This is a genomic window from Caballeronia sp. PC1 (assembly GCF_021353155.1).
GTDB lineage: Bacteria > Pseudomonadota > Gammaproteobacteria > Burkholderiales > Burkholderiaceae > Caballeronia > Caballeronia cordobensis.
Window position 1 is genome coordinate 2,188,958 of the sequence record NZ_JAJUBH010000001.1, and the last position, 26,405, is coordinate 2,215,362.

18 protein-coding genes and 1 pseudogene are annotated in these 26,405 nt (G+C 64.9%); 10 read left to right on the forward strand and 9 right to left on the reverse strand.

The genetic code is table 11. From position 1 onward, the window contains the following. Positions 1-42: 42 nt before the first annotated feature. From gloA to LY284_RS10530, 5 genes and pseudogenes are all read left to right on the forward strand, one after another. Positions 43-429 (forward strand): lactoylglutathione lyase, encoded by a 387-nt coding sequence (gene gloA / locus LY284_RS10515; RefSeq protein ID WP_014190469.1) that lies wholly within the window; start codon positions 43-45, stop codon positions 427-429. Between the two features lie 148 nt (positions 430-577). Continuing rightward, complete coding sequence (locus tag LY284_RS10520) at positions 578-1,507, forward strand: DMT family transporter (RefSeq protein ID WP_014190468.1); 930 nt, start codon at positions 578-580, stop codon at positions 1,505-1,507. Between the two features lie 668 nt (positions 1,508-2,175). Further along, a pseudogene (locus tag LY284_RS39225) lies at positions 2,176-2,367 on the forward strand (adhesin); the annotation flags it as partial. 42 nt (positions 2,368-2,409) lie between these two features. Further along, on the forward strand, positions 2,410-3,975 hold the full coding sequence (locus tag LY284_RS10525; protein WP_233385916.1) for a YadA family autotransporter adhesin: 1,566 nt from the start codon (positions 2,410-2,412) through the stop codon (positions 3,973-3,975). 370 nt (positions 3,976-4,345) lie between these two features. Beyond that, the gene (locus LY284_RS10530) at positions 4,346-5,206 is read left to right on the forward strand and encodes an MBL fold metallo-hydrolase (protein ID WP_014190466.1); all 861 of its coding nucleotides are present in this window, start codon (positions 4,346-4,348) and stop codon (positions 5,204-5,206) included. 10 nt (positions 5,207-5,216) lie between these two features. Here LY284_RS10530 and LY284_RS10535 read toward each other — a convergent pair whose 3' ends face one another. Next, positions 5,217-5,897, reverse strand: a complete 681-nt coding sequence (locus LY284_RS10535; RefSeq protein ID WP_374730221.1) for a FadR/GntR family transcriptional regulator — start codon at positions 5,895-5,897, stop codon at positions 5,217-5,219. Between the two features lie 137 nt (positions 5,898-6,034). Between LY284_RS10535 and dgoD the strand changes: the two genes are divergently transcribed. Beyond that, positions 6,035-7,183: a galactonate dehydratase gene (gene dgoD / locus LY284_RS10540; RefSeq protein ID WP_233385918.1), complete on the forward strand. Its 1,149-nt coding sequence runs from the start codon at positions 6,035-6,037 to the stop codon at positions 7,181-7,183. A 7-nt stretch (positions 7,184-7,190) separates the two neighbouring features. Here the strand turns inward: dgoD and pabB are convergent, their stop codons facing one another. From pabB to grpE, 4 genes are all read right to left on the reverse strand, one after another. Then, complete coding sequence (gene pabB, locus LY284_RS10545) at positions 7,191-8,981, reverse strand: aminodeoxychorismate synthase component I (protein WP_014190463.1); 1,791 nt, start codon at positions 8,979-8,981, stop codon at positions 7,191-7,193. 25 nt (positions 8,982-9,006) lie between these two features. Then, positions 9,007-10,143 (reverse strand): molecular chaperone DnaJ, encoded by a 1,137-nt coding sequence (dnaJ, locus tag LY284_RS10550; RefSeq protein ID WP_014190462.1) that lies wholly within the window; start codon positions 10,141-10,143, stop codon positions 9,007-9,009. A gap of 235 nt (positions 10,144-10,378) precedes the next feature. Next, positions 10,379-12,334: a molecular chaperone DnaK gene (gene dnaK / locus LY284_RS10555; protein WP_045450331.1), complete on the reverse strand. Its 1,956-nt coding sequence runs from the start codon at positions 12,332-12,334 to the stop codon at positions 10,379-10,381. A gap of 242 nt (positions 12,335-12,576) precedes the next feature. Continuing rightward, the gene (gene grpE, locus LY284_RS10560) at positions 12,577-13,179 is read right to left on the reverse strand and encodes a nucleotide exchange factor GrpE (RefSeq protein WP_233385920.1); all 603 of its coding nucleotides are present in this window, start codon (positions 13,177-13,179) and stop codon (positions 12,577-12,579) included. A gap of 346 nt (positions 13,180-13,525) precedes the next feature. Here grpE and LY284_RS10565 point away from each other — a divergent pair, with 346 nt between their 5' ends. Continuing rightward, positions 13,526-13,687 carry a hypothetical protein gene (locus tag LY284_RS10565; RefSeq protein ID WP_167350973.1) on the forward strand — a complete coding sequence of 54 codons (162 nt, stop codon included), beginning with the start codon at positions 13,526-13,528 and terminating at the stop codon, positions 13,685-13,687. Here LY284_RS10565 and LY284_RS10570 read toward each other — a convergent pair. The 3 genes from LY284_RS10570 to hrcA form a co-directional block, all read right to left on the reverse strand. Continuing rightward, positions 13,659-14,066 (reverse strand): RNA-binding S4 domain-containing protein, encoded by a 408-nt coding sequence (locus tag LY284_RS10570; RefSeq protein WP_014190459.1) that lies wholly within the window; start codon positions 14,064-14,066, stop codon positions 13,659-13,661. The two genes, LY284_RS10565 and LY284_RS10570, sit on opposite strands and share 29 nt — an antisense overlap. 24 nt (positions 14,067-14,090) lie before the next feature. Next, complete coding sequence (gene hemH / locus LY284_RS10575; protein WP_014190458.1) at positions 14,091-15,158, reverse strand: ferrochelatase; 1,068 nt, start codon at positions 15,156-15,158, stop codon at positions 14,091-14,093. A 119-nt stretch (positions 15,159-15,277) separates the two neighbouring features. Beyond that, positions 15,278-16,294: a heat-inducible transcriptional repressor HrcA gene (gene hrcA / locus LY284_RS10580; RefSeq protein WP_014190457.1), complete on the reverse strand. Its 1,017-nt coding sequence runs from the start codon at positions 16,292-16,294 to the stop codon at positions 15,278-15,280. Positions 16,295-16,480: 186 nt separating this feature from the next. On the opposite strand from hrcA, the gene LY284_RS10585 reads away from it, so the two are divergent. Continuing rightward, positions 16,481-17,377, forward strand: a complete 897-nt coding sequence (locus tag LY284_RS10585) for an NAD kinase (protein WP_014190456.1) — start codon at positions 16,481-16,483, stop codon at positions 17,375-17,377. A 28-nt stretch (positions 17,378-17,405) separates the two neighbouring features. Further along, positions 17,406-19,058, forward strand: a complete 1,653-nt coding sequence (recN, locus tag LY284_RS10590) for a DNA repair protein RecN (protein WP_045450330.1) — start codon at positions 17,406-17,408, stop codon at positions 19,056-19,058. A gap of 6 nt (positions 19,059-19,064) precedes the next feature. On the opposite strand, the gene glnE is transcribed toward recN, so the two are convergent. Then, positions 19,065-21,860 carry a bifunctional [glutamate--ammonia ligase]-adenylyl-L-tyrosine phosphorylase/[glutamate--ammonia-ligase] adenylyltransferase gene (glnE, locus tag LY284_RS10595; RefSeq protein ID WP_014190454.1) on the reverse strand — a complete coding sequence of 932 codons (2,796 nt, stop codon included), beginning with the start codon at positions 21,858-21,860 and terminating at the stop codon, positions 19,065-19,067. Positions 21,861-22,043: 183 nt separating this feature from the next. Between glnE and LY284_RS10600 the strand changes: the two genes are divergently transcribed. Continuing rightward, positions 22,044-26,369: a YhdP family protein gene (locus LY284_RS10600; RefSeq protein WP_045450329.1), complete on the forward strand. Its 4,326-nt coding sequence runs from the start codon at positions 22,044-22,046 to the stop codon at positions 26,367-26,369. Positions 26,370-26,405: the final 36 nt, after the last annotated feature.

Sequence of the window (26,405 nt, forward strand, 5' to 3'; positions counted from 1 at the left end):
TTCCTTCCTGTCCCCCCGCAATCACATAAACAGGAACCCACCATGCGACTTCTCCATACGATGCTGCGCGTCGGCGATCTGCAGCGTTCCATCGATTTCTACACGCGCATTCTCGGCATGAAAGTGCTGCGTCAAAGCGAAAACACCGAGTACAAGTACACGCTCGCGTTCGTCGGCTACGGCCCGGAAACCGAGAACAGCGTGCTCGAACTGACCTACAACTGGGGCACCGACAAGTACGATCTCGGCACGGCATACGGCCATATCGCGCTCGAAGTCGACGACGCCGCCGATGCGTGCGAGCGCATTCGTCAGGCGGGCGGCAAGGTCACGCGCGAAGCCGGTCCGGTGAAGGGCGGCACGACCGTGATCGCGTTCGTCGAAGATCCGGACGGCTATAAGGTCGAGCTGATCGAAAAGCATTCCTGAGTCACGCCGGACCCTCGCGCGCCGCACGTTCGCCGCGGCGCGCAAACTTCGCAATCTCCACGGGCTCGTCCCGACCTTTCGCTCGTCGGCGCCCGTTCGCTGGCACAATCGACGCTCCAAATCAGTGCACGCCTGACCGAGCCCGCCGATGAGCACGCCCTCTCTCGCCCTGCGCCGCGCCCCGGACGCCACCGCCATCATCGTGATGATCGCGCTGTGCGGCGCATGGGGATTCCAGCAAGTCGCGATCAAGGAAGCGAACGCATCGATTCCGCCGATCCTGCAAGCCGGCATCCGCTCGCTGATCGCAACGTTTCTCGTCTGGATCTGGACGCGCACGCGCGGCGTGCCGCTTTTCCAGCGCGACGACACCCTGCCCGCCGGCCTGCTCGCGGGCGTGCTGTTCGGCGGCGAGTTCGTCTGCATTTTCTTCGGCCTGAGCCTCACGACCGCGACGCGCATGGCCGTGTTTCTCTACACCGCACCGTGCTTCACCGCGCTCGGGCTGCACTGGTTCGTCGCGGGCGAGCGGCTGTCGCGCGCGCAGTGGAGCGGCATCGCGCTCGCGTTCTGCGGCATCGCGCTGGCCTTCGCCGATGGCTTCCTGCACGGCAATCCGAACAGCGCGTCGACGCTGCACGGCATCGCGGGCGATGCGCTCGGCATTCTCGCCGGCCTCTTCTGGGCCGCGACGACGGTCGTCGTGCGGGCGTCCACGCTGGCGCACGCGAGCGCGAGCAAGACGTTGTTCTATCAGCTGGCGGTGTCGGCGGTGTTGCTGCTCGTGCTCGCGGCGGGCATCGGGCAGACGCACGTCGAAGCGGTGTCCCCGCTCACGATCGCGAGCCTCGCGTATCAGGCGATCGTCGTCGCGTTCATCAGCTATCTGACGTGGTTCTGGCTGCTCACGCGCTATATGGCGTCGCGGCTTTCGGTGTTCTCGTTTCTCACGCCGATCTTCGGCGTCGCCTTTGGCGTGCTGCTGCTCGGCGAGCATTTCACCGCGCGCTTCATGGCCGCCGCGGCGATGGTGCTCGCGGGCATCGCGCTGGTGAACCGGCCGGCGCGCAAACAATGACTAGTCATAGGCACCAAACTCGCATCTAGGCAACAATTTCACTCCGAATTCTTGCCGAAAAACAAATTTAGTTCGGACTACACTTATTCAGTCAAACTAAGTGTGCACCTATCTTCTCTGCTGCTCTATTGAACTAGAGCGTTCGTGCATGTAAGCGCGCCGCATCCGCTCTTTTCCGATGAGGATTCATCGGCGCAGTAGCACCGGGGCACCTTCTGCATTATTTGATTCGCATAACTTATTTTATGCTTCAATGCGACCAGCGACTGGTCCTGCGGCAATTCCGCCTTCGAGCCCAGCGCCCAACGGTTCGTTTGAAGCCCCCTAACGCAGAGGTCTAACAAGTGAATTTTAAAAAGAAATACCTTCACCGGCTGATACTGGGAGCGTGGCTGATCCTCTCGGGGTCAGCCTTTGCCTACCCTGATAACGGCACGAATAACTCCACGCCTCCGAGTGGGGATTACGTCATCGTTGGCGATAACATCACCAGCCCCCAGACAGGCGTGGTCGTCGGAGTGGGCGCGAACAATGGGATCGATCAGAGCGTGGTGATTGGCAACCAGGCAGGCGTTTACGGCAGCACCACCACAGACGATCAGGCCGCGGTTGCCATCGGCTTCGGGGCGATCGCACGCGAAAAATCGGTCGTCGTAGGCGCCGGGGCAATGGGCGCCACGAATGCTGCCGTATTCGGAAGCGGTGCAGCAGCATTTGACAATGGAGTCGCAGTCGGCAGTGATGCGAAGGCCGGCGGCGCGAATACTACTGCCGTCGGTCAGGGTGCGGCCGCGACGGGCCCTAACGCCATGGCGCTCGGCTCGGGTTCCCGGGCCTCGGGCACGAATTCCATTGCTCTAGGCACAAACAGCAACGACGGCGGACGTCAGAATGTGGTGAGTGTGGGGTCGACCACTCAGCGGCGTGCGATCATCAACGTCACAGAAGGGACGGCCGGCTCAGACGCCGCGACCGTCTCGCAACTGCCTGGCACGCTCAGTTACGCGGGCGGAGAAGGCGTCGTCATGATGGGCAACACGAAGGCCACCGGCGGCAACGCCAATCCGGTGCGCGTCACGAACGTTGCCGACGGCACGGCCAACAACGACGCGGTGAACGTGAGCCAGTTGAACACAGCCACCGCCAACGTCGCGCAGAACACCACGGACATCACGTCGATCAAAAATGGCGAACTCGGTCTCGTGCAGCAGGTCGGCGGCGCACCGGGCAGTGGCATCGTCACCGTCGGTGCTGCTACCGGCGGCACCGCCGTCAACTTCACGGGAACCGAGGGCGATCGCCGCCTCACGGGCGTCGCAGCCGGCGTCAACGACACCGACGCGGTGAACGTAAGCCAGTTGAACACAGCCACCGCCAACGTCGCTCAGAACACCACGGACATCACGTCGATCAAAAACGGCACGCTCGGTCTCGTGCAACAGGTCGGCGGCGCACCGGGCAGCGGCATCGTCACCGTGGGCGCGGCTACCGGCGGCACCGCCGTCAACTTCACCGGCACCGAGGGCGATCGCCGCCTGACGGGCGTCGCAGCCGGCGTCAACGACACCGACGCGGTGAACGTGAGCCAGTTGAACGCGGCCACGACGTCCTATACCAACGGCGTACAGTACGACAATGTCGAGCACACGAGCGTCACGCTCGGCGGCGTGGGCGCGTCTTCAGCCGTCGCGCTGACGAACGTTGCCGCGGGTTTGGTCGCGGCTGGCAGCACCGACGCAGTCAACGGCGCGCAACTGTTCGACCTCGCCTTGCAGATCGCGGCGAACCAGGCGGCAACGGATGCCGCCATCGCGTCCATCAACCCGACGGTCATCAACATCACGAACAACACGAATATCGACCAGGCAACGCTCAACAAGCTCAAGTTCGTCGCGGTCAATTCGACTGCCGCCGATGCGAGCGCGTCGGGCAGCGAATCGGTTGCGCTGGGCGGAAACTCGTCGGCAAGCGGGGCAAATTCGATCGCGATCGGGTCTAACGCGAACGCATCAGCCGATAACGCGATGGCGCTCGGCGCCAATACGGTCGCGAGCGGCTCGAACTCGGTCGCGCTGGGCCAAGGCTCCGTTGCAAGCGATCCGAACACCGTGTCGGTCGGCAATGCGTCGACCGGCATGACGCGCACGATCAGCAACGTCGCACCCGGCGTCAATGGCACCGATGCGGTCAACGTCAACCAGATGAACAGCGCCGTCTCGCAAGGCGTACACGATTCGAACCGTTACACGGATCGCGCCGTGTCGTCCGCGCTGGCCATTCCGAGCATTCCGTTCCTGCAGGCAGGCGACAAGTGGGTCGGAGCCGCGGTCGGTGGATACGGCGGTTCGGCGGCTGTCGGCCTCGCGGCGGCGTATCAGGCAACGGCTAGTCTGAACGTCGGCGCGGGCGTTTCAAGCTCTTCGGGCGGTTCGACCGCTTACAAGGTCCAGGCGGGCTATCGCTGGTAAGCACTGTCGATCGTTGGAATGCGCGCTTGCAATGAGCGCGCACGGGGCGGCGCGTTGGCCATCGAGTCACGCGCCGCCTGTTCGTTTACCCCGGGACACTTTCGAATCCGCGACCATGCCGGCGAGCATCCGCGCAGAACGATGTGCCGCCGACGCAGACGAGCATGCTTCACGCCCCCACGACGACGCGCGCGAAGTCGAAGCTGGCGGCATTCGCACCTCTTGGAGCGATTTGTCATGGTGATGGCAGTCAGCGGAAGACCGGCTGGCGCAAAGAGTTACACTGTGGTGCGAAGCCGACGAACAGGCCCAGACCAGCCGTCCGACAAATCGACAGGCCGTGTTTCGCACCGCACCGGGGAGAATCACCGTGCAGCCCATCGTTCAGCCTTTCTTCGATCTCAACACCGGCACGATGACGTATGTCGTCTACGAGCAGGCCGGCGCGCCGGCGGCCATCGTCGATCCGGTTCTCGACTACGATCCGAACGCCGCGCGCACCTCGACGCGCTCCGCCGACGCCGTCATCGCCTTCGTGCGCGAGGAACGGCTCTCGGTGGAATGGATTCTTGAAACGCACGCGCACGCCGATCATCTTTCGGCGGCGCCGTACCTGAAGCGCGTGCTCGGCGGAAAGATCGGCATCGGCGAATCGATACGCACCGTGCAAGGCGTCTTCAAGAAGATATTCGATCTCGAGCCCGAGTTTCGGCTCGACGGCTCGCAGTTCGACCATCTCTTCTCCGACGGCGAGCGCTTCATGGTCGGCGCGATCGAGGCGAGCGCGCTCTTCGTGCCGGGCCACACGCCCGCCGATATGGCGTACCGGATCGGCGACGCGGCGTTCGTCGGCGATACGCTTTTCATGCCGGATGTCGGCACCGCGCGCTGCGACTTTCCCGGCGGCAGCGCGCGCAGGCTATATGGCTCGATTCAGCGTCTCTTCGCGCTCGATCCCGACACGCGGCTCTTCGTCTGCCACGACTATCCGCCGGACACGCGCGGCCCGCGATGGGAGACCACCGTGCGCGAGCAGCGCGAGAACAACATTCATGTCGGCGGCGGCAAGACGGAAGACGAGTTCGTCGCGATGCGCGAAGCGCGCGACGCCACGCTCGGCATGCCGACGCTCATCCTGCCCGCGATTCAGGTGAACATTCGCGCGGGCCGCTTTCCCGAAGCGTCCGGCAACGGCACGACGTATCTGAAGATTCCGCTGAACGCGCTTTAAGCTTCGCGCTTCATCCTTCGATTCGTCCGCGCGTCACGCCGAGCAGATCGGCCATCGCACGGCGGGCCGCACCGGCGTCGCGCGCGATGATCGCTTCGAACACGGCGCTGTGCTCCGCGAGCGACGCGTTGTAGACCTCGGCGCGCTTCGCGTTCAGTCGCAACTGGCCTTCGAGCGTGCGTTCGATGAGCGCGCCGAGCGGAATCAGCAATTCGTTGCTGCACGCGGCGAGCACGCACAGATGGAAGTCGAGATCGGCGCGCACCCATTCGTCGACGTTCTGCGCGTCCGCCATGGCCTGATGCGCGCGCGTGAGGCGCTCGCGCGTGCGCGCCTCGTGATTGCCGGCGGCGAGCGCGGCGGCATACGGCTCGATCATCTCGCGCATTTCCTGCAACTTGAGCGCGAATTGCAGCGGCGGCGTGACGCGCGAATACCAGTCGAGCATGTCGGCGTCGAGCAGATTCCACGCGTCTTTAGCGCGCACGCGCGTGCCGACCTTCGGTCGCGACTCGATCAGCCCTTTCGATGTGAGCGTGCGCAACGCCTCGCGCAGCACCGTGCGGCTCACGCCGAAGCGCTCCATGAGTTCCGCCTCGCGCGGCAGCGACAGGCCAGGCTGGAAGTCGCCTCGCAGAATCGCCGTGCCCAGTTCGTGGGCCACGTGGCCATGCAGATCGCGGTGAATGATGATTCTCCTTCTCGGTTTCGCCACGATTATCGGGTATTCGACTGATGTTTCGATAGCCCGATACACTCCCAATAATACTATTAATATGCTCACACGACGGATTTTGCTACCATGTAAAACCCTTCTGGAGACGCTCAATGAAAATCACGAAACTCGAGACCTTCGTCGTTCCGCCGCGCTGGTGCTTCCTCAAGATCGAAGCCGACGAAGGCATCACGGGCTGGGGCGAGCCGGTCGTCGAAGGCCGCGCGCATACGGTGGCCGCCGCCGTCGATGAACTCGCGGACTATCTCATCGGCAAGGATCCGCGTCATATCGAGGACTTGTGGCAGGTGATGTATCGCGCGGGCTTCTATCGTGGCGGTCCTATCGGCATGAGCGCGATCGCGGGCGTCGATCAGGCGCTGTGGGACATTCTCGGCAAGCACCACGGCGTGCCCGTTCACGCGCTGCTCGGCGGCCAGGTGCGCGACAAGATCAAGGTGTATTCGTGGATCGGCGGCGACCGGCCGAGCGATGTCGCGAACAATGCGCGCGCGGTGGTCGAGCGCGGCTTCAAGGCCGTGAAGATGAACGGCTCGGAAGAGCTTCAGATCATCGACACGTTCGACAAGGTTCAGGGCGTGATCGACAACGTGCAGGCGGTGCGCGAGGCGGTGGGGCCGAACGTGGGCATCGGCGTCGATTTTCATGGACGCGTGCACAAGCCGATGGCGAAAGTGCTCGCGAAGGAACTCGACCCGTTCAAGCTGATGTTCATTGAAGAGCCAGTGTTGTCGGAGAACGTCGAGGCGCTGCGCGATATCGTGAATCAGACGAGCACACCGATCGCGCTCGGCGAGCGGCTCTATTCGCGCTGGGATTTCAAGCACATTCTGGCGGGCGGTTACGTCGATATCATTCAGCCGGACGCGTCGCACGCGGGCGGTCTCACGGAATGCCGCAAGATCGCGACGATGGCCGAAGCCTACGATGTCGCGCTCGCGCTGCACTGCCCGCTCGGGCCGATCGCGCTCGCGACCTGTCTGCAAATCGATGCGGTGAGCTACAACGCGTTCATCCAGGAGCAGAGCCTCGGCATCCACTACAACAAGGGCAACGATCTGCTCGATTACATCAGGAATCCGGAAGTCTTCAAGTATGAGGACGGCATGGTGTCGATTCCGCAGGGGCCGGGCCTGGGCATCGAGGTGAACGAGGAAAAAGTGCGCGAGATGGCGAAGATCGGCCACCGCTGGCGCAATCCGGTGTGGCGTCACGCGGACGGCAGCGTGGCCGAGTGGTGATGTAGGTTTAGCGCCTGAGACGCGCTTTCACCGCGCCGCGTAACGCGTTGCTGATGAGCACGTCTTGCGCTTTTAGCAGCTCGTCGAGCGTCAGCGCACGCTCGACGGCGCCGAACTCTTCGATCAACACCGCGCGCATCACGCCCGGCAGCACGCCCACGTCGATGGGTGGCGTGAACCACGTGCCGTCGAGCTGCACGAAGACGCTCGAACGCCCGCCTTCGGTCAGCTCGCCGCGTTCATTGACGAACAGCATGTCGAACGCGCCTTCGGCCTCGGCGGCTTTCCACGCGCGATCGTAGTCGGCGCGGCGCGTGGTCTTGTGTCTGAGCAGAGGATCGCTCGACGATTGCGGCGCGAAGCCGCGTTCCGACGCCAGCAGCACATCGACCGAACTCGATGGTAAAGGCGCGAGCCGCGCACTCGTGATCGCGATGTGCCCGCTCTTGTCCAGCGCGATACGCAATCGATGCGGCTCGTCCGAATCGAACCCTGCGCACTGCTGCGCGACCTGCGTGCCGAGCGCCGTTTCATCGAACGCAAAACCGAGATAGGCCGCGCTCGCCTTCAGCCGCGCGACGTGACGCGCGTAGTGGCGCACGCCTGCATCGCGCGTGGCAAAGCACGTCTCGAAAAGCTCGAAACCGGGATCCGCGCCGGTCAGAAAGCGTGCTTTCAACAGACACTCCTCGTATTCGTCGGCGGCGACGCTGTCGAGCACGATGCCTGCGCCGATGCCCAGCACGCCGCGCCGCTTCGAAGCATCGACGACGAGCGTGCGGATCGCCACCGACAGGCAGAAATCGCCGCTCGCATCGAGCCATCCGATCGCGCCCGTGTAAAGCCCGCGCGGCGTGCTTTCGATCTCGTCGATCAGTTGCATCGTGCGGTACTTGGGCGCGCCGGTGATCGAGCCGCACGGAAACAGCGCGCGCACGATATCGGCGAACGACGTGCCGGGAATCACTCGCGCCTCGATGGTCGAAGTCATCTGCCAGACCGACGCATACGGCTCGACCGAGAATAGCGCCGGCACGTTCACCGAACCCGTGACCGCCACGCGCGACATGTCGTTGCGCAGCAAGTCGACGATCATCACGTTTTCGGCGCGATTTTTCGGGTCGTTGTGGAGCGCTTCGGGATCGGATTCACGCGGCGCGGTGCCTTTCATGGGCCGCGCGCGCAACAGATCGCCCGCTTTCTCGACGAAGAGTTCCGGCGAGCACGACACGACCGACCTGCCATCCGGCAACGCGATGAACGCGCCGTAGTGCACGGCCTGCCGTTCGCGCAAGCGCCGATAGAGCGCGAGCGGCGCGCCGAACACATCGAAGTTCAGCCGGTACGTGTAGTTGATCTGATACGACTCGCCCTCTCTCAACGCCTCCTGAACGGCGGCGATGGCCTGGTCGAATTCGCCGCGCGTGACGCTCGCTTCGATGCCCGCGATGCCCGCGATGTCTTCGACTTCATGCGACGCAAGCCACGCGCTCGCTTCGTCGCGGGAGAGGAACGCGCATGAGCGAAACATCAGCACGCGCAACGCATGTTCGTCGCCACGCCCGATCGTACCGAACTGAAGATTGCGCCCGAACTCGTAGTCCGCGACGACGACCGCATGCAAACCGCGCTGCAGATCGCCTTCGATGGCGGCGCACACCGCGTCGAGCGCATGGCCGTCCACGCACACGCGTTCGTGCGCGAAGTCCGTGTACAAACGACTCGACCGCCTTTCGGCGGTCGCATCGCAATCGTCGAGCAGCGCAAAGAGTGCGCCGCGCTCCGCTTCGGTCGTCATGGCCTTACGTCGCAAACTGACCGCATCAGTCGAAGAAGCTCTTCACGCGGTCGAACCAGCTTTTGCTTTGCGGACTGTGCCGCGCGCCGCCCTGCTCGAGCGACTTTTCGAACTGCTTCAGCAGATCGCGCTGCTGTTCGGTCAGCTTGACGGGCGTTTCCACCTGAACATGCACGTACAAATCGCCGGCGATGCTGGAGCGCAAACCCTTGATGCCCTTGCCGCGCAGACGGAACGTCTTGCCCGACTGCGTGCCTTCCGGAACCGTGAAGCTCGCGCGGCCCGCAAGCGTCGGCACTTCGATCTCGCCGCCGAGCGCCGCCGTGGTGAACGGAATCGGCATCTGGCAATGCAGGTCGTCGCCGTCGCGCTCGAACACCGAATGCTGCTTGATGTGGATTTCCACATACAGGTCGCCGCTCGGACCGCCGTTGATGCCCGGCTCGCCGTTGCCCGCCGAGCGGATGCGCATGCCGTCGTCGATGCCCGCCGGAATCTTCACTTCCAGCGTCTTCGTTTCCTTCACCTTGCCCGCGCCGTGGCAGTTCGCGCACGGATCGGGAATGTAGCTGCCGCTGCCGTGGCACTTCGGGCACGTCTGCTGGATGCTGAAAAAGCCCTGCGACATGCGCACCTGGCCCTGGCCGTGACAGGTCGGGCATGTTTCCGGCTTGGTGCCCGGCTTCGCGCCCGAACCGTGACAGACGTTGCAGTTCGTCCAGCTCGGCACGCGGATCTGCGTGTCGTAACCGTGCGCCGCCTGTTCGAGCGTGATCTCCATGCTGTAGCGCAAGTCCGCGCCGCGATACACCTGCGGACCGCCGCGGCCGCCGCGCGCCGCGCCGCCCGCTGCCTGCCCAAAGATGTCGCCGAAGATATCGCCGAAGGCATCGGCAAAACCGCCGAAGCCCTGCGCGCCCGCGCCCGCCATGTTCGGATCCACGCCCGCGTGGCCGTACTGGTCGTACGCGGCGCGCTTCTGCTGGTCGGAGAGCATTTCATAGGCTTCCTTCGCCTCCTTGAAATTCTCTTCCGCCTTCTTGTTGTCCGGATTGCGGTCAGGGTGATACTTCATCGCGAGCTTGCGATACGCCTTCTTGATCTCGTCGTCGCTCGCGTTCTTCGCCACGCCCAGAACGTCGTAGTAATCCCGTTTCGCCATGTCGGTTCGCTGCCGCCGCGCGTCACGCGACGGTTCCTCTCAGATGCTGCGGGTTCCATGCTGCAACCCGCGCGTAAAACTCTTGCGCCTCGCCTGAAGCAACGCGCCTCTAAAAACAACGTGCCCGGAGAGCCCAAAAGGCTCGCCAGGCGCGTTCCACGTCAGACGCAAAACGCGTCCCGGTGACACCACCGAAAAGGCGCGTGGACGTTGCCGCCCACGCGCCTCACCCGGCTTAGTCCTTCTTCACTTCCTTGAAGTCGGCATCCACGACGTCGTCGTGCTGCTGGCTCGCGCCCGCTTCCGCCGATGCGCCCGCGCCTGCCGCACCCGCGGCCGCGCCCGCCGCGCCTTGCTGCGCCTGCATGTCGGCGTACATCTTCTCGCCGAGCTTCTGCGAGGCTTGCGACAGCGCTTCGACCTTCGCGTCGATCGTGGCCTTGTCCGACGCGTTGTCCTTCAGCGCGTCTTCGAGGTCCTTCAGCGCGGCTTCGATCTTCTCCTTGTCCGAAGCGTCGACCTTGTCGCCGTACTCGGCAACGGCCTTCTTCGTGCTGTGCACCAGCGCGTCGCCCTGATTGCGGGCATCGGCCAGTTCGCGCAGCTTGTGATCTTCCTCGGCGTTGGCTTCGGCGTCCTTCACCATCTTGTCGATTTCCGCGTCGGTCAGACCCGAGTTCGCCTTGATGGTGATCTTGTTTTCCTTGCCCGTCGCCTTGTCCTTCGCGCCGACGTGCAGAATGCCGTTCGCGTCGATGTCGAAGGTCACTTCGATCTGCGGCGTGCCGCGCGGTGCGGGCGGAATGCCTTCGAGGTTGAATTCGCCGAGCAGCTTGTTGCCCGCGGCCATTTCGCGCTCGCCCTGGAACACCTTGATCGTCACGGCGCCCTGGTTGTCGTCCGCCGTCGAATACACTTGCGCGTGCTTCGTCGGGATGGTCGTGTTCTTGTTGATCATCTTCGTCATCACGCCGCCGAGCGTCTCGATGCCGAGCGACAAAGGCGTCACGTCGAGCAGCAGCACGTCCTTGCGGTCGCCCGACAGAACCTGACCTTGAATTGCGGCGCCCACGGCCACGGCTTCGTCCGGGTTCACGTCACGGCGCGGGTCCTTGCCGAAGAACTCCTTCACCTTTTCCTGCACCTTCGGCATGCGCGTCATGCCGCCGACGAGGATCACGTCGTCGATTTCGCCGACCTTCACGCCCGCGTCCTTGATCGCGATGCGGCACGGTTCGATCGTGCGTTCGATCAGTTCTTCGACGAGCGCTTCGAGCTTGGCGCGCGTGAACTTGAGGTTCAAGTGCTTCGGACCCGACGCGTCCGCCGTGATGTACGGCAGGTTGATGTCGGTCTGCGCCGTCGACGACAGTTCGATCTTCGCCTTTTCAGCGGCTTCCTTCAGGCGTTGCAGCGCGAGCACGTCTTTCGACAGATCGACGCCCTGCTCTTTCTTGAACTCGCCGATGATGTAATCGATGATGCGCTGGTCGAAGTCTTCACCGCCGAGGAACGTGTCGCCGTTCGTCGAGAGCACTTCGAACTGCATTTCGCCGTCCACGTCCGCGATTTCGATGATCGAAATGTCGAACGTGCCGCCGCCCAGGTCGAACACGGCGATCTTGCGGTCGCCCTTTTCGGCCTTGTCCAGACCGAACGCGAGCGCGGCCGCCGTCGGCTCGTTGATGATGCGCTTGACTTCCAGACCGGCGATGCGGCCCGCGTCCTTCGTTGCCTGACGCTGGCTGTCGTTGAAGTACGCCGGAACCGTGATGACGGCTTCCGTCACCGGCTCGCCGAGGTAGTCTTCAGCGGTCTTCTTCATCTTGCGCAGCACTTCGGCGGAAACCTGCGAAGGCGCGAGCTTCGCGCCGTGCGCTTCGACCCATGCGTCGCCGTTGTCGTGCTTGACGATCTTGTACGGCATCAGGCCGATGTCCTTCTGCACTTCCTTTTCGTCGAAGCGGCGGCCGATCAGGCGCTTGACCGCGTACAGCGTGTTGCGCGGGTTCGTGACCGACTGGCGCTTGGCGGGCGCGCCGACGAGGATCTCGTTGTCATCCATGTACGCGATGATCGACGGCGTGGTGCGCGCGCCTTCCGAGTTCTCGATGACCTTGACCTGATTGCCTTCCATCAGCGCCACGCACGAGTTCGTGGTGCCGAGGTCGATACCGATGATTTTGCCCATTTTTTATCACTCTCCTAACTTTGATCGCGGTGGCGTTGCGGCGGGCGGGACTACGCGCCCCACGCCGGCTTATGCCGATTTACCGGGCCGAACGCCCAAAATTCATACCTGTACGCAAGATAAGAGCGCCAGTTTCGATTTCAAGACCCTGAAAGCGATGCGGTCTATAACTTTTTTTGCGCGGGACGCCATGCCGGCCGGTCGCCGCCGAAGTTCGCCGGCGGCGACGCGGGTCATGCGCGTTACTTCGGCGCGGCGACCGTCACGAGCGCCGGGCGCAAGACGCGGTCGGCGATGACGTAGCCCTTTTGCAGCACCGTGACGACGGTATTCGGGTCCTGCTCCGCCGGCACCATCGAAATGGCCTGGTGGCGATGCGGATCGAATTTCTCGCCGACCGGATTCACCGCGATCACGCGGCCTTTCTCGAGCGCGCCCGTCAACTGGCGCAGCGTCAGTTCGACGCCCTCGCGCACCTTGGCGAGATCCGACGATTGATCCGCAAGCGCGGCTTCGAGGCTGTCGAGCACGGGCAGCAGGTTTTCCGCGAAATTTTCGATGGCGAATTTATGCGCCTTCGCGACGTCTTCCTGGCTGCGGCGGCGCACGTTTTCCGCTTCGGCCTTGGCGCGCAGAAAATCTTCCTTGAGCGCGGCAATCGTGGCCTGCGCTTCGGCGAGGGCGCTTTCGGCCTCATTCGGCGCCGCTTGCGGCGCGGCAGCCGCGTCCGCCGGTGCGGCCTGCGGCTGCTGAGCCGTGGCGTTGGTCGTGTCGGCGGCCTGGCGCGCGTTTTCGTCGGCGGGCGCCGGGTTCTGGCTCGCTGAATTCTCTTGCGTGTTTTCCATGTCGCTGAATGTGTATTGCTGTGAGTTGAGTCGGATGCGAAAGCGGCCGTTGATCACCGGGGCCGCGTTTTTCGCACTAGCGGCGGAAATTGGGGCGTCCAGGACTTTTTCAAGGCTTCGGATGAATTTATCCGCCCCTCGGTGGCGCGAAAATGACCCGGAACAGACACTTCAGCGCGCCGCGCCAACTTCAGATTGAGGGAAAGCCCTAAGTCGCCTACACTTCGAAAAAGCACCGCAGGAAGCACGTTAACCCTAATCCTACGAATGCTTCAATCCGCTTCAGCCCATGCCCGTTTCCTGACCCGGCCGAACACTGACCGGGCAACCCGCTCTTGGGGGTACCATGAAACTGACCTTTGCTATCGCGGTGGTCGCCCTGGTACTCGTCGCGGGAACGACCACCATTTGCATGTCCGGCGCCGTGACCGACCGTAACATCGAGTACGGCGGTGTTCACGCGACCATGGAAAGCTTCTTCAGTCCGGATCTGAAAATTTGTCGATGACGCGCCGGTCGCGCTTCGTCGGCCTGCCTTGCATGTTGGCCGCGGGCTCGCGGAAATGCTTGCGGCGCTCGGCTTCGGCCACGCGCTTGGCGCGCCCTTCTTCGGTTTCGGCATAAAGCGTCTGCGCGACCGTCGCCGGGCCGCGCACGTCGCACACGCCGAGCACTTCGACCTGCCAGACGAGCCGCTCGATATCGATCTCGACGATATCCCCGATACGCACGTCCTTCGACGGTTTCACGTTCGCGCCGCCGATCTTCACGCGGCCTTTTTCGACCGCATCGCTTGCGAGCGAACGCGTCTTGAAGAAGCGCGCCGCCCATAACCATTTGTCGATGCGCAAACGCGCGCCGGGTTCCGTCGAAATCTTGTAGTTCATCAGCGATCTTTCCTAAAGCCGCGTTCAGGCGACGGCCGTGAGCGGCTGCACGGTCTGCACCGGCCATCCCTGAAGATGCTGCGCGGCGATCTCTCCCAGCGCCTTGATCCACGCGGGCGACGAATTGAGGCAGGCGATGCGGTGAAAATGCTTGCCGCCGGCCTTCAGGAATTCGTCACGCACCTCGATGCCGATTTCCTCGATGGTCTCCAGGCAATCGGCCGTGAAGCCCGGGCAGAACACGTCCACGCGCGCGACGCCGCCCGCGCCCAGTTCCGCGACCGTCGGCGCGGTGTACGGCTGCAGCCACTCCGCGCGGCCGAAGCGCGACTGGAACGTCACGCGGCACTCGACCGGCGTGAGCCCGAGCGCGGACGTCAGCAGCGAGCCGGTCTGCTGGCACTGGTCGTGATAGGGATCGCCAAGGTCCATCGTGCGCTTGGGCACGCCGTGAAAGCTCAGCACGAGCTTGTCGCCGGCGGCGAAGTCGGGCGCGCCGTGATGCCGCCAGTAGTCGCGCACCTGCTCCGCGAGCGCGGCGATATATGCCGGATGATCCGCGTAATGGCGGATCGTGCGGACCTCGGGCTGATTGCGCACGCGCCTGAGCGCAGCAAACGCGTCGTCGAACGCGGTGGCTGTCGTGGACGACGAATATTGCGGATACATCGGCAGCAGCAGAATGCGGTCCGCGCCTTCGAGCTTCAGTTGATTGAGCATCGCGCCGATGCCGGGCGTGCCATAGCGCATCGCGTAATCGACGATCACGTGATAGTCGTTCGCCGCGAAAAGCCGCCGCAGCCCCTCGACCTGCTTTTCCGTGTGCACGCGCAGCGGCGAGCCTTCCGGCATCCACACTTGCGCGTATTTCCTGGCCGACGCGCGCGAGCGGAACGGCAGGATCGCGCCGCGCAGAATGATCTGCCAGACGAACGCAGGAATTTCGACGACGCGCGGATCGGACAGAAACTGCGCCAGATATTTGCGCACCGCTCGCGGCGTGGGCGCGTCCGGCGTGCCGAGATTGATCAGCAGCACCGCGACGCGATGCGAAGCGCTGGGCTGCGAGGGCAACTCGAGGTCGAAACGCATAGGGGAAGCGGGCCGGAAGGTCGTCGTCGGAAAAGGTGAAGCCATTATAGCGGCGCGCTTCTCGACGCATCATTGGCCGAACGGCCTAGTGGCGGACCCGTGCGCGATGCGCCAGGATGTCACTGATGACTGAGCGACATCGACAGCAAACGCGCGGTGATGTCCACGATCGGAATGACGCGGTTGTACGCCATGCGCGTCGGGCCGATCACGCCGAGCGTGCCGACGATCTTGCCGTTGACTTCGTACGGCGCCGTCACGACGCTCATTTCCTCGATCGGCACGAGATTCGATTCTCCGCCGATGAAAATCTGCACGCCTTGCGCGTGACTCGAAACATCCAGCAATTGCAGGAGGCTCGTCTTTTGGTCGAACAAGTCGAACAGCTTGCGCAGCCGTGCCATGTCGGACGAAAGGTCCGCCACTTCCAGCAGGTTGCGCTCGCCGGAAATCAGCACGGTGTCCGTGGGGTCCGTCTCGGCGGTGCTCGCGACCACGGCGGCCTGCATGAGCGCGGTCATGTCGCCATGCAACTGGTCGATTTCCTCGCGCAGACGCCGGCGCACTTCGTCGAAGGACAGGCCCGCGAAATGCGCGTTGATGTAATTGGAGGCCTCGACGAGCTGCGAGGGCGAGTAGTCGCGCTGCGTGGCCATCATGCGGTTCTGGACATCGCCTTCCGGTGTCACGATGATGAGCAGAATGCGCTTGTCCGACAGCCGCATGAACTCGATCTGCTTGAACATGTGGCTGCGGCGCGGCGTGAGCACGACGCCCGCGAACGACGAGAGATTGGACAGCACGCTCGCCGCCGCCGCGACGATCTTCTGCGGCTCCTCGCCTTGCAGGCGGGTCTTGACCGCAGTGGTCATCGCTTCGTCTTCGGGGCCTTCTACAGTCAGCATCGTGTCGACGAAGAGCCGGTAGCCGCGCGGCGTGGGAATGCGGCCCGCCGACGTATGCGGACTCGCGACCAGGCCGAGCTCTTCCAGGTCCGACATGACGTTGCGGATCGTCGCGGGGCTCAGTTCGAGGCCCGAATGACGTGATAACGTGCGCGAACCGACCGGCTGACCTTCGGCGATGTAGCGCTCGATCAACGTTTTCAGGAGGGTTTGTGCACGTGGGTCTAGCATGGGCAAATTCTAGCTCAACGAGTCGGGGGGCGGCGAGCCGCGCCGCGTGCGCCGCGTTCAACGTCCGCTCCATTCTAGCGAGAAACGGCGGGCCCGCCCGTGCGGCGTCGCGCGGCCCCGCGAAAGCGCGTCCGGAGGCCGTCACCCACGGTTCTTTTCGCTCTCTGACTATGGTGTAATGCCGGCATGGAAATTGGCCAATTCAAGACCGTCGCCCTCGTGGGGCGCACCAACACGCCGGGCATCGAGGCGCCGCTGAGAGCGCTCGCCGATCTCCTTGCGCAGCAAGGGTTCGAGGTCGTGTTCGAGGCGGGCACCGCGAAGGACGTCGGCGTCACGGAATTCCCGGCGCTGTCCATCGCCGAGATGGGCGCGCGCGCGGACGTCGCGATCGTGCTCGGCGGCGACGGCACGATGCTCGGCATCGGCCGGCAGCTCGCGCCGTACAAGACGCCGCTCATCGGCGTGAATCACGGGCGGCTCGGCTTCATCACGGACATTCCGCTCAAGGCCATGCGCGAGATCGTGCCGCAGCTGCTCGCCGGCCAGTTCGAGCGCGAGGAGCGCAGCCTGCTCGAAGCGCGCATCGTGCGCAACGACAAGCCGATCTACCACGCGCTCGCCTTCAACGATGTCGTCGTGAACCGTAGCGGCTTCTCCGGCATGGCGGAGCTGCGCGTGTCCGTCGATGGCCACTTCATGTACAACCAGCGCTCGGACGGCCTGATCGTCGCCACGCCGACCGGCTCGACCGCCTATGCGCTGTCGTCCGCGGGGCCGATCCTGCATCCGCAGTTGCAAGGTTTCGTGCTCGTGCCGATCGCGCCGCACTCGCTGTCGAATCGTCCGATCGTGCTGTCCGACGACTCCAAAGTGACCATTCAGATCATCGCCGGGCGCGACGTGAACGTGAACTTCGACATGCAGTCGTTCACCGCCGTCGAGCTGAACGACGCCATCGAAGTGCGGCGCTCCAAGCATACGGTGCCGGTGCTGCATCCGGTCGGCTACAGCACCTACGCGACGCTGCGCAAGAAGCTGCACTGGAACGAGCATCCGTCGCAGGACGCCTCTTCTCTCTGAACTACCGATTTCCCCTTCCGAAGCGTCCATGCTCCGTCATCTTTCGATTCGAGATTTCGTCATCGTCGCAACACTGGATATCGATTTCGATCCAGGCTTCACGGTCTTTTCGGGTGAAACCGGCGCGGGCAAGTCGATTCTGATCGACGCCCTCGCGCTCACGCTCGGCGCGCGCGGCGACGCGAGCGTCGTGCGCACCGGTCAGGCACGCGCGGACATCACCGCTGAATTCGCAACGCATCCGGTCGTCACGCACTGGCTGGACGAGCATGCGCTCACGCAGGACGGCGATTCGGTCATGCTGCGCCGGGTGATCGATTCGGGCGGCCGCTCGCGCGCGTTCATCAACGGCACGCCGGCGACGCTCGCGCAACTGCGCGAAGTGGGCGAAATGCTCGTCGATATTCACGGGCAGCACGCGCATCAACTGCTGATGCGCCCGGATGCACAACGCGAACTCTTCGACACGCACGCGCAACTGCTCGACACCGCCGGCGCCGTGAACCGCGCGTGGCGCGCGATGCGCGACGCGCAGCAGGCGGTCGAGGCCGCGCAGAGCCGCGACCGCGAACTGCAACTGGAGCGCGAGCGCCTCGCGTGGCAACTGAGCGAGTTCGACAAGCTCGCGCCGCAGCCGGGCGAATGGGAAGAAGTGAGCGCGGAGCATCATCGGCTGTCGCATTCGGCGAGTCTCATCGACGGCGTGCAGGGTGCGCTCGGCGCGCTCTCCGAATCCGACGAAGCCATGATCTCTCAGCTTGCCGCGATCGTCTCGAAGCTGCGCGGCCTCGCCGATATCGATCCGGCGCTGAACGACGTGCTCGCGTCGCTCGAACCGGCCGAGATCCAGTTGCAGGAGGCGTCGTACTCGCTCTCGCATTACGCGCAGCGGCTGGAGCTCGATCCCGACCGGCTCGCGCAGGTCGAGCGGCGCATGGATCAATTGCATTCGACGGCGCGCAAGTTCCGGCTTCAGCCCGAAACGCTGCCCGAGGAACACGACGCGCGCCGCAAACAGCTCGCCGAACTCGACGCCGCCGCCGATCTCGACGCGCTCAACGCCGCCGCCCAAAAGGCGAAGAGCGCGTACCTCGACCAGGCCAAAGTGCTGTCGAAGGCGCGCGCCAAGGCCGCGAAAAACCTGTCGAAAGCGGTCACGGAAGGCATGCAGGAATTGTCGATGGCGGGCGGACGGTTCGAAGTCGCGCTCGTGCCGCTCGCCGAAGGCGGGGCGAGTGGTCTGGAGCAGATCGAATTCCGCGTCGCGGGTCACGCGGGTGTGGCGCTCAGGCCGCTCGCGAAAGTGGCTTCAGGCGGCGAGCTCGCGCGTATCAGCCTCGCGCTTGCCGTGATCGCGAGTACCGCAAGCCCGACGCCCACGCTGATCTTCGACGAAGTGGACACGGGCATCGGCGGCGGCGTCGCGGAAGTGGTCGGGCGTCTCTTGCATCAGCTCGGCCGCGACCGCCAGGTTCTGTGCGTCACGCACCTGCCGCAAGTGGCCGCGCGCGGCGATCAGCACTTCCAGGTCGCGAAGTCTTCCGACGACGTGGGCGGCACCGTCAGCACCGTCATGCCGCTCGACAAGGGCAAGCGCATCGAGGAAGTCGCGCGCATGCTCGGCGGCATCGAAATCACCGCGACCACACGCAAGCACGCGAAGGAAATGCTGGCGGCGTAAGCCGTTTTACTGCGCCGCCACCGCGAACACCCGCTCCCACAACGCCGTCACCGCGTCGCGTTCGGCCTGAACCTCGGCCGGATCGACGCGCGCCTTTTCCATGCCGTCGAGCCGCAGCGTGTGCTGGAGCTTGCGGTAATGCCGGTAGGCCGCGCCGATCACGTCGGCCTCGTCCTCCGCGATCAAACCGCTTCGCGCCGCGATCTTCAGCAGCGTGATATTCCCCGCGTTGCGCAAGAACTCGCGATGCTCGCGCGCATGCAGCAGCACCCAGTACTGCACGATGAACTCGATATCGACCATGCCGCCGCGATCGTGCTTCAGGTCGAAAAGCGCGCCGTGGTTCGGATGGCCCGCGAAAACCCGCTCGCGCATCGCGACGATCTCGCGCGCGAGCGCGGCCGCATCGCGCTCCATGACGAGCACGTCGGCGCGAATCGCTTCGAACTGCTCGCCGATTTCGGCGTCGCCGGCGCTGTAACGGGCGCGCGACAGCGCCTGATGCTCCCAGACCCATGCGGTGTTCGCCGCGTCGCCTTCGCGAATCTGATAGCGGCGGAACGACGCGAGATCGGTCACGAGCAGGCCGGACTCGCCATTGGGCCGCAAGCGCAGATCGACGTCGAACAGCGTGCCCGCGCCGGTCGCGGCCGTGAGCCACGTAATAAGACGGCGCGTGAACATCGCGTAGAGGTCGGCGGCCGAATCGTGCGGGTCATCGTAGAGAAAGATGAGATCGAGATCCGAGGCATAGCCCAGCTCCTTGCCGCCGAGCTTTCCGTAAGCGATGACCGCGAAGCGCGGCGTCTCGCGATGCCGCTTCGGGAAGTGCTTCCACACGGTTTGCACCGTCACGTCGAGGACGGCGTCGGCGAGTTCGGACAGGCGGTCGCTCACATGCTCGACGCTCAAGCGCCCGGCGAGATCGATCAGCAGAATGCGGAACACTTCGGCCTGATGCGCGTGACGCAGCAGATCCATCTGATGTTCGGCGTCCTCCGCGGCGTCGAGGCGCGCGGTCAGCGAGCGCTTGAACGCGGCCCAGTCGAAAGGGCTTGCGATGGCTTCGTCGTCGAGCAGTTCGTCGAGCAACTGCGGATGGCGGATCAGATAGCCCGCTGCCCAGCGCGAGCCCGACAGCACCGAGAGCACGCGCGCGAGCGCCGCCGGATACTCCGTCAGAAGCGCGAGATAGGCGCCGCGCTTGCCGATGGCTTCGAGCAGATCGAAAAGCCGCGTGATGGTGTCGCCGCGCCGCGCCGCGTCGATGGACTGCACGGCTTCGAGCGCCCGCTGCGCGACGATATCGAAGCGCTCGCGGCTCTGCGACGGCAAGCCCGCATAGCGCGCCGAATTCCACACGCCCGTGAGACGCGATAACACCGGCGCGGGATCGGCGAAGCCGAGCTCCATGAGACGCGCGGCGAGCTCTTCCTGCGCGGAGTCGTCGGCGAGCGCGCTGCTCCAGATCCAAGACGCCACCGAATCTTCCGCGACGCCGCAGCCGCCCTGCCCGCTCACCTTGTCGGCGAAGATCGCGTCGAACTGCTGCTCGACGAGCTCGCGATGCGCGTCGAGTTTTTCCATCAGCGCGGGATAGTCCGCGAAGCCGAGCGATTTCGCGAGCAGCGCGCGTTCGTCGTCGGCGACGGGCATCGCGTGCGTCTGCGCGTCGTTGCGGTATTGCAGCCGATGCTCGATCGTGCGCAAGAAGAGATACGCCTCGGAGAGCGCCGCGCAGATGTTCGGCGCGAGCAGGCCGTGCGCCGCGGCGCGTTCCAGCACCGCGAGCGTCGGACGAATGCGGAAATCGGCTGCCTGACCGCCGCGAATCAGCTGGAATACCTGCGCGCTGAACTCGATTTCGCGGATGCCGCCGCGCCCGAGCTTGATGTCGTCGGCTTTGTCGGGGCGCATCGACGCGCGCCGCCGCGCTTCCTGCCGGATCTGCTGATGCAGCGAACGGATCGCCGCGATCACGCCGTAATCGAGATAACGCCGGTAGATGAACGGCGTCGCGATCGCTTCGAGCTGCTTCACGAGACGCTTTGCCGAATCGCTTTGCGTCTCCGACACGAGCCGCCCTTTGATCCACGCGTAGCGCTCCCACTCGCGGCCCTGCACGTAGAAATATTCTTCGAGCATGCCGAGGCTGCACACGAGCGGCCCGGAGTCGCCGTTGGGCCGCAGCCGCATGTCCACGCGAAACACGTAACCGTCCTGCGTGATCTCCGCGAGCGCGCCGATCAGCCGCCGGCCGAGCCGTGTGAAGAATTCCTGCGTCGGCAGCGGCGAGCGCGTGCCGCCCGAGGTTTCGCCGTCTTCTTCATACACGAAGATCAGGTCGATATCCGACGATGCGTTAAGCTCGCGCCCGCCCAGCTTGCCCATGCCGACGACACCGAGCGTGAGCCGCTCGCCATCGGGGCCGCGCGGCTCGCCGAAGAGCGCTTCGAGATCCGCCGACAGCACCGCGAGCGCGCGCTGCACGGTGACTTCGGCGAGGTCGGTCATCGCGCCGGTGACTTCGGCGACATCCGCCGCGCCGGTAAGATCGCGCTCCATCACCGTGCAGAAGACATCGGTTCGCAAGCGGCGCAGCGCGGTCTTCAATGCGGCTTCGTCGAGCACGCCGTTTTCGGTGCACGGCGTGCAGTGCGCATCGAGCCGCGCTTCGATCCATGCGCGCGTGATGGGCGCCTGCGACCACTGCGCGACGTTCGACGCCAGTTCGGGACGCGCTGCATAGGCGCGCGCCGCATAGTTGGAATAATCGGAACTGAGAAGAGTGGCGTCGGTCATGAAAGGTTGGGTTCGCTCATTGCTTCCGGAAAGACACAGCAGTTCGCACAACGCGCCGCGAGTCTTGCCGGGCGCGGCTTCGCGAGCGTCTACGAGTGCGCAGGCAGCGGCCGTCCCCGCAATGCCCGTGTTACATTTCAGCGTCAAACACGCAAAACTACCATATCGCCGAACAGCCGCAGCATGTCCGACAGCAGACGATCCGTCGACCCGACCGAAGTTGGACAAGCCAAGCCCAGCGGCAACGCCGAGCGCGTGCTTTCACGCGTCTTCAAATTCGTTCTCGTCATCGCGGCCATCGCGTATTTCGCGGTCGCGGGCGTGTACGTGGGCCTGCGCTACATCGTCATGCCGCAGGTCGATTCGTTCCGGCCGCGCATCGAGCAACTGGTGTCGTCGAAGATTCACGCGCAGTTGCATATCGGCAGGATTTCCGCGCGATGGTCCGGGCTCTCGCCGACACTCGATATCGACAACCTGCGCATCGACGCCGCCGACGGCGCGCCGGGCCTCGCCGTGCCGCATGCGAGCGCGAGCATCGCGTGGGCGTCGCTGCTGCACCTGAGGCCGAAGCTCGCCGACCTGACCGTCGATGGCCCCGACGTGATCATCGCGCGCAATGCCGACGGCGCGCTCTCGGTCGCGGGCGTGCCCCTCCCCCGGCAACGCACCGGCTCGAACGCATTCACGACCTGGCTGCTCGGCCAGGATCACATCCTTTTGCGCGACGGCACGCTGCGCTGGCGCGACGCCGAACGCGCCGCGCCCGAGATCGCGTTCAAGCGGCTGCATCTCGCGATCGTCAACGACGGCACGCGGCATCGGCTCGCGCTCAAGGCGCCCGCCGACGGCGAAGTGCTGCACGGCCCGCTCGACTTCCGCGCGGACTTCCGCCATCAGCCGTTTTCCGCGATGGGCGCGCCCGCGAACTGGACGGGCCGGCTGTATGTATCGACCGGCCCCGTCGATCTGCCCACGCTCGCGCGCTACGTGAAGACGCCGTTCCAGATGTACGGCGGCCGCGTCAACAACGAGATCTGGCTGAACTTCGCGGGCGGGCAGTTGCAGAGCGCGACCGGCGAGCTGACCGGCGCGAACGTCGCGCTGCGCGTGCGCGCGACGCAGCCGCGTCTCGATCTGCCGGTCGCGCGTTTCGGCTGGAGCGTCGAGAAGCGGGACACCGAATACACCCTCGATCTGCGCAACCTGCACGCGGAACTCGGCCAGTTGCCGCTCGATGACGGCACGCCAGTCTCGCGCCTGCTCGTGTCGCGCTCGCTCACGGGCACGTATAGGCCGCCGGGCGTGGGCAAGGGCCAACTGCTGCGGCTGACGGGCGATACCGTCGATATCGGCATCCTCGCGGAATTCGTGCGCGCGCTGCCCGTGCCGGCGCGCGTGCTCAACGAGCTCGTGCGCTTCAATCCGCGCGGACAGGTGTCGAACTACACGATCTACTCCGAGCGCGCCGCGCCGAAGACCGAGGAAGAGGCGGAGCAGCAGCGCAAGAAAGGCGACGCGCCGCTCGTGCATTACGCGCTCAAGGCCAATCTCGAAGGCATCAGCGTGCAGGCTCAGGAGCCGCCGCCCGGTCTCACGATCAACAATCGTCCGCGCGCGGGCATTCCGGGCGTCGACAATTTATGGGGAACCGTCGATGCCAACGAGAAAGAAGGCCGCATCACCATCGACACGAAGAACGCGGCCGTCATCGTTCCCGGCGCGTTCGATGACCCGCGCCTCACCTTCGATTCCCTGCAGGGCAACGCGCGCTGGAGCGTCGCGGACGCGATCGCGCCGGGCGAGCTGCGGCGCGCCTTCACGATCCATCTCGAGACGCTGCGCGTGAAAAACGCGGACGCCGAAGGCGAAGTCACCGCCGATTACTGGAATCAGGGCCACGGGCGCGGCAATCTCGATCTGAAGGCGAAGGTCGCTCATCTGAAAGCGACGCGCCTCGTGCGCTATCTGCCGACGAGCCTGAACGAGCGCGTGCGCGTGTATCTCGGCCACGCGCTGCAGGCAGGCGTCGCGAGAAACGGCACGATCGAGATCCACGGCGATCTCACGCGCTTTCCGTACAACAAGTTTCCCGACGCGGGCATCTTTCGCATCAACGCGCCGTTTACGGGCGGCAAGTTCGATCCGACGCCGTTCCCGCCGCGCAAGATGGCCAACGGCCTGCCGAACTTCTGGCCGGCGTTCGAAGGCATCGACGGCACGTTCACGCTCGCGCAGAACAAGCTCGGCTTCGATATCGACAAGGGGCATTACCGCGGCGTGCGCGTGTCGCGGGTCATCGGGCGGATCGACGACACGGGCAATCGCGAAACGAAGCTGTGGATCGATGGCCGTGCGCGCGGCCCGCTCGCCGACATGCTCCGCTACGTCGACGACAGTTCGCTCGGCCTGATGGCGAAGCACACCACGCGCAAGATCGATGCGAAAGGCAATGCCGATCTCGCGCTCACGCTCGGCATTCCGCGCTACCGGCCGGCCGCGCCGCTGCCGCCGATCAAGCCCGAATACAAGGGCTCGCTCACCTTCATCGACAACGAAGTCGCCTACGGCAAGCTGCCGCCGCTCACGCATCTGCGCGGACGTGCCGACTTCGCCGCGAAGACCGTCACGCTCAATGACATGACCGCGCAACTGCTCGGCGGCGACGTGCGCGCGAAAGGCGGCGTGCAGCCCGACGGCAGCTATGCGCTCGATGTGAACGGGCGCATCGGCGCAGATGCGGCCGAGCGCCTGAACACGCGCATGAGCCCGCAGGTCGTGCAGTTCCTGAAGCACATCGACGGCGCCGCGCCCTATGAACTGCATGTGCGCGGCGTGAGAAACGCGTTGCCGAACGTGCAGGCGAGCTCGGACCTGACGGGCCTGGGCATCGATCTGCCCGCGCCCTTCGGCAAGGCGAAAGGCGCGCCGATGCCCTTCTCCTTCACCTTCCGGCCCGCGGCGGGCGGCGCGCCGGACCTGCACGACGCGCGGCTGTCGTTCGGCGCGCTGGACGCGCGTTACGTCATGCAGCAGATCGGCCGTGCGCAAGTGAAGATCGATCCGCAGAACGCCGCCGAGCCGATGAACATGCGCGCGCGCCTCAAGGTCGCACGCGGCGCGATCGGCTTGAACAAGCCGGCCGAGCTGCCGGCCGAAGGCGTGAGCGCCGCCGCCGATTTCAACGAATTCGATGCCGACGCCTGGCGCAAACTCTTCGCCGAAATCAGCGCGTCCGCTTCTTCGTCGCCGTCTTCATCGCCCTCTTCGTCCCCGGCCGATACGCCGCGCCCGCCGATGAACGAGGCCGTCCGCCAGTTCATCCCGACGCGCGCCGCCATCCACTTCACGACGCTCACGCTGCTCGACCGGCGCTGGGACAACGTCGATATCGGCGCGAGCGAAGCGCAGGACCGCAAGTGGCGCGCGAACATCGCGTCGGATCAGATTACGGGCGATGCCGCGTGGACGCCGGGCGCGACGAAGGACAGCCCCGGCGCGTTGCAGGCGCGTTTCGCGAAGGTCGTGATTCCGGACAAGACGGGCGACGCTCCCGCCGAGAAGCCCATGGGACGGCCGCCGCGCAACATGCCGACGATCGATCTCATCGTCGACGAACTCGTGTTCCGCGGCCACAGCCTCGGGCGGCTGCAGGTCGATGCGCACAACGAAGTCATCGCCGACGAACCGATCTGGACGCTCGACAAGCTCGAACTCACCAACCCCGACGCGACACTGACCGCCAACGCGACCTGGCGCACGCTGCCGGGCGACGTGATCCGGACGGCGCAAGCGGGCACGCCGCCCGGCGACGCGGACGATAGCGTGGCGCGCCGCACGTCGCTCGATTTCAAGCTCGACGTGAAAAACGGCGGCCAGCTGATCGACCGCTTCGGCGCGCCGCGCGTCGTCAATTCGGGCAACGGCACGGTCTCGGGCCACGCGGCCTGGAACGGCGGTCCGACCGCCGTCGATGTGAACACGCTCGACGGCCACGTCGCCGTCGATCTGCATCACGGGCAGATCCTGCGTGCGCCGGGAGCGGCGAAGTGGCTCGGCATCTTCAGCCTGCGCAGTCTCGCGAATCTGATGACGCTGCATTTCGAGGATGTCGTGGGCAAGGGGCTGCCGTTCGAGAAGATCACGGGCAACGCGCGAATCGCCAACGGCATCAGCCACACCGACGACTTCCTGATGGTGACATCGCCCGCGCGCGTGCAGATGCAGGGCATCGTCGACATGCCGCAGAAGACGCAGGATCTGCACGTCAAGGTGATTCCGACCGTCGGCGCGGGCGCGGCGGCGATCGGCGCGGCGGTGATCAATCCGCTGCTCGGGCTGGGCGTGCTGGCGGCGGATATCGCGCTGTCGGCATCGATCCAGAAGGCGTTCGCTCGCGACTATTCGATCACCGGTTCGTGGAGCAAACCCGTCATCCAGCGTCTGAAGGGCGATCAGGGTAAGATCGAAACACCCGCCGCCGCCGTGGTTCCGTCCGCTGCCCGCTGACAAGGGGCCTTCGCCGCGACGTCGCCGGCGCAGTTT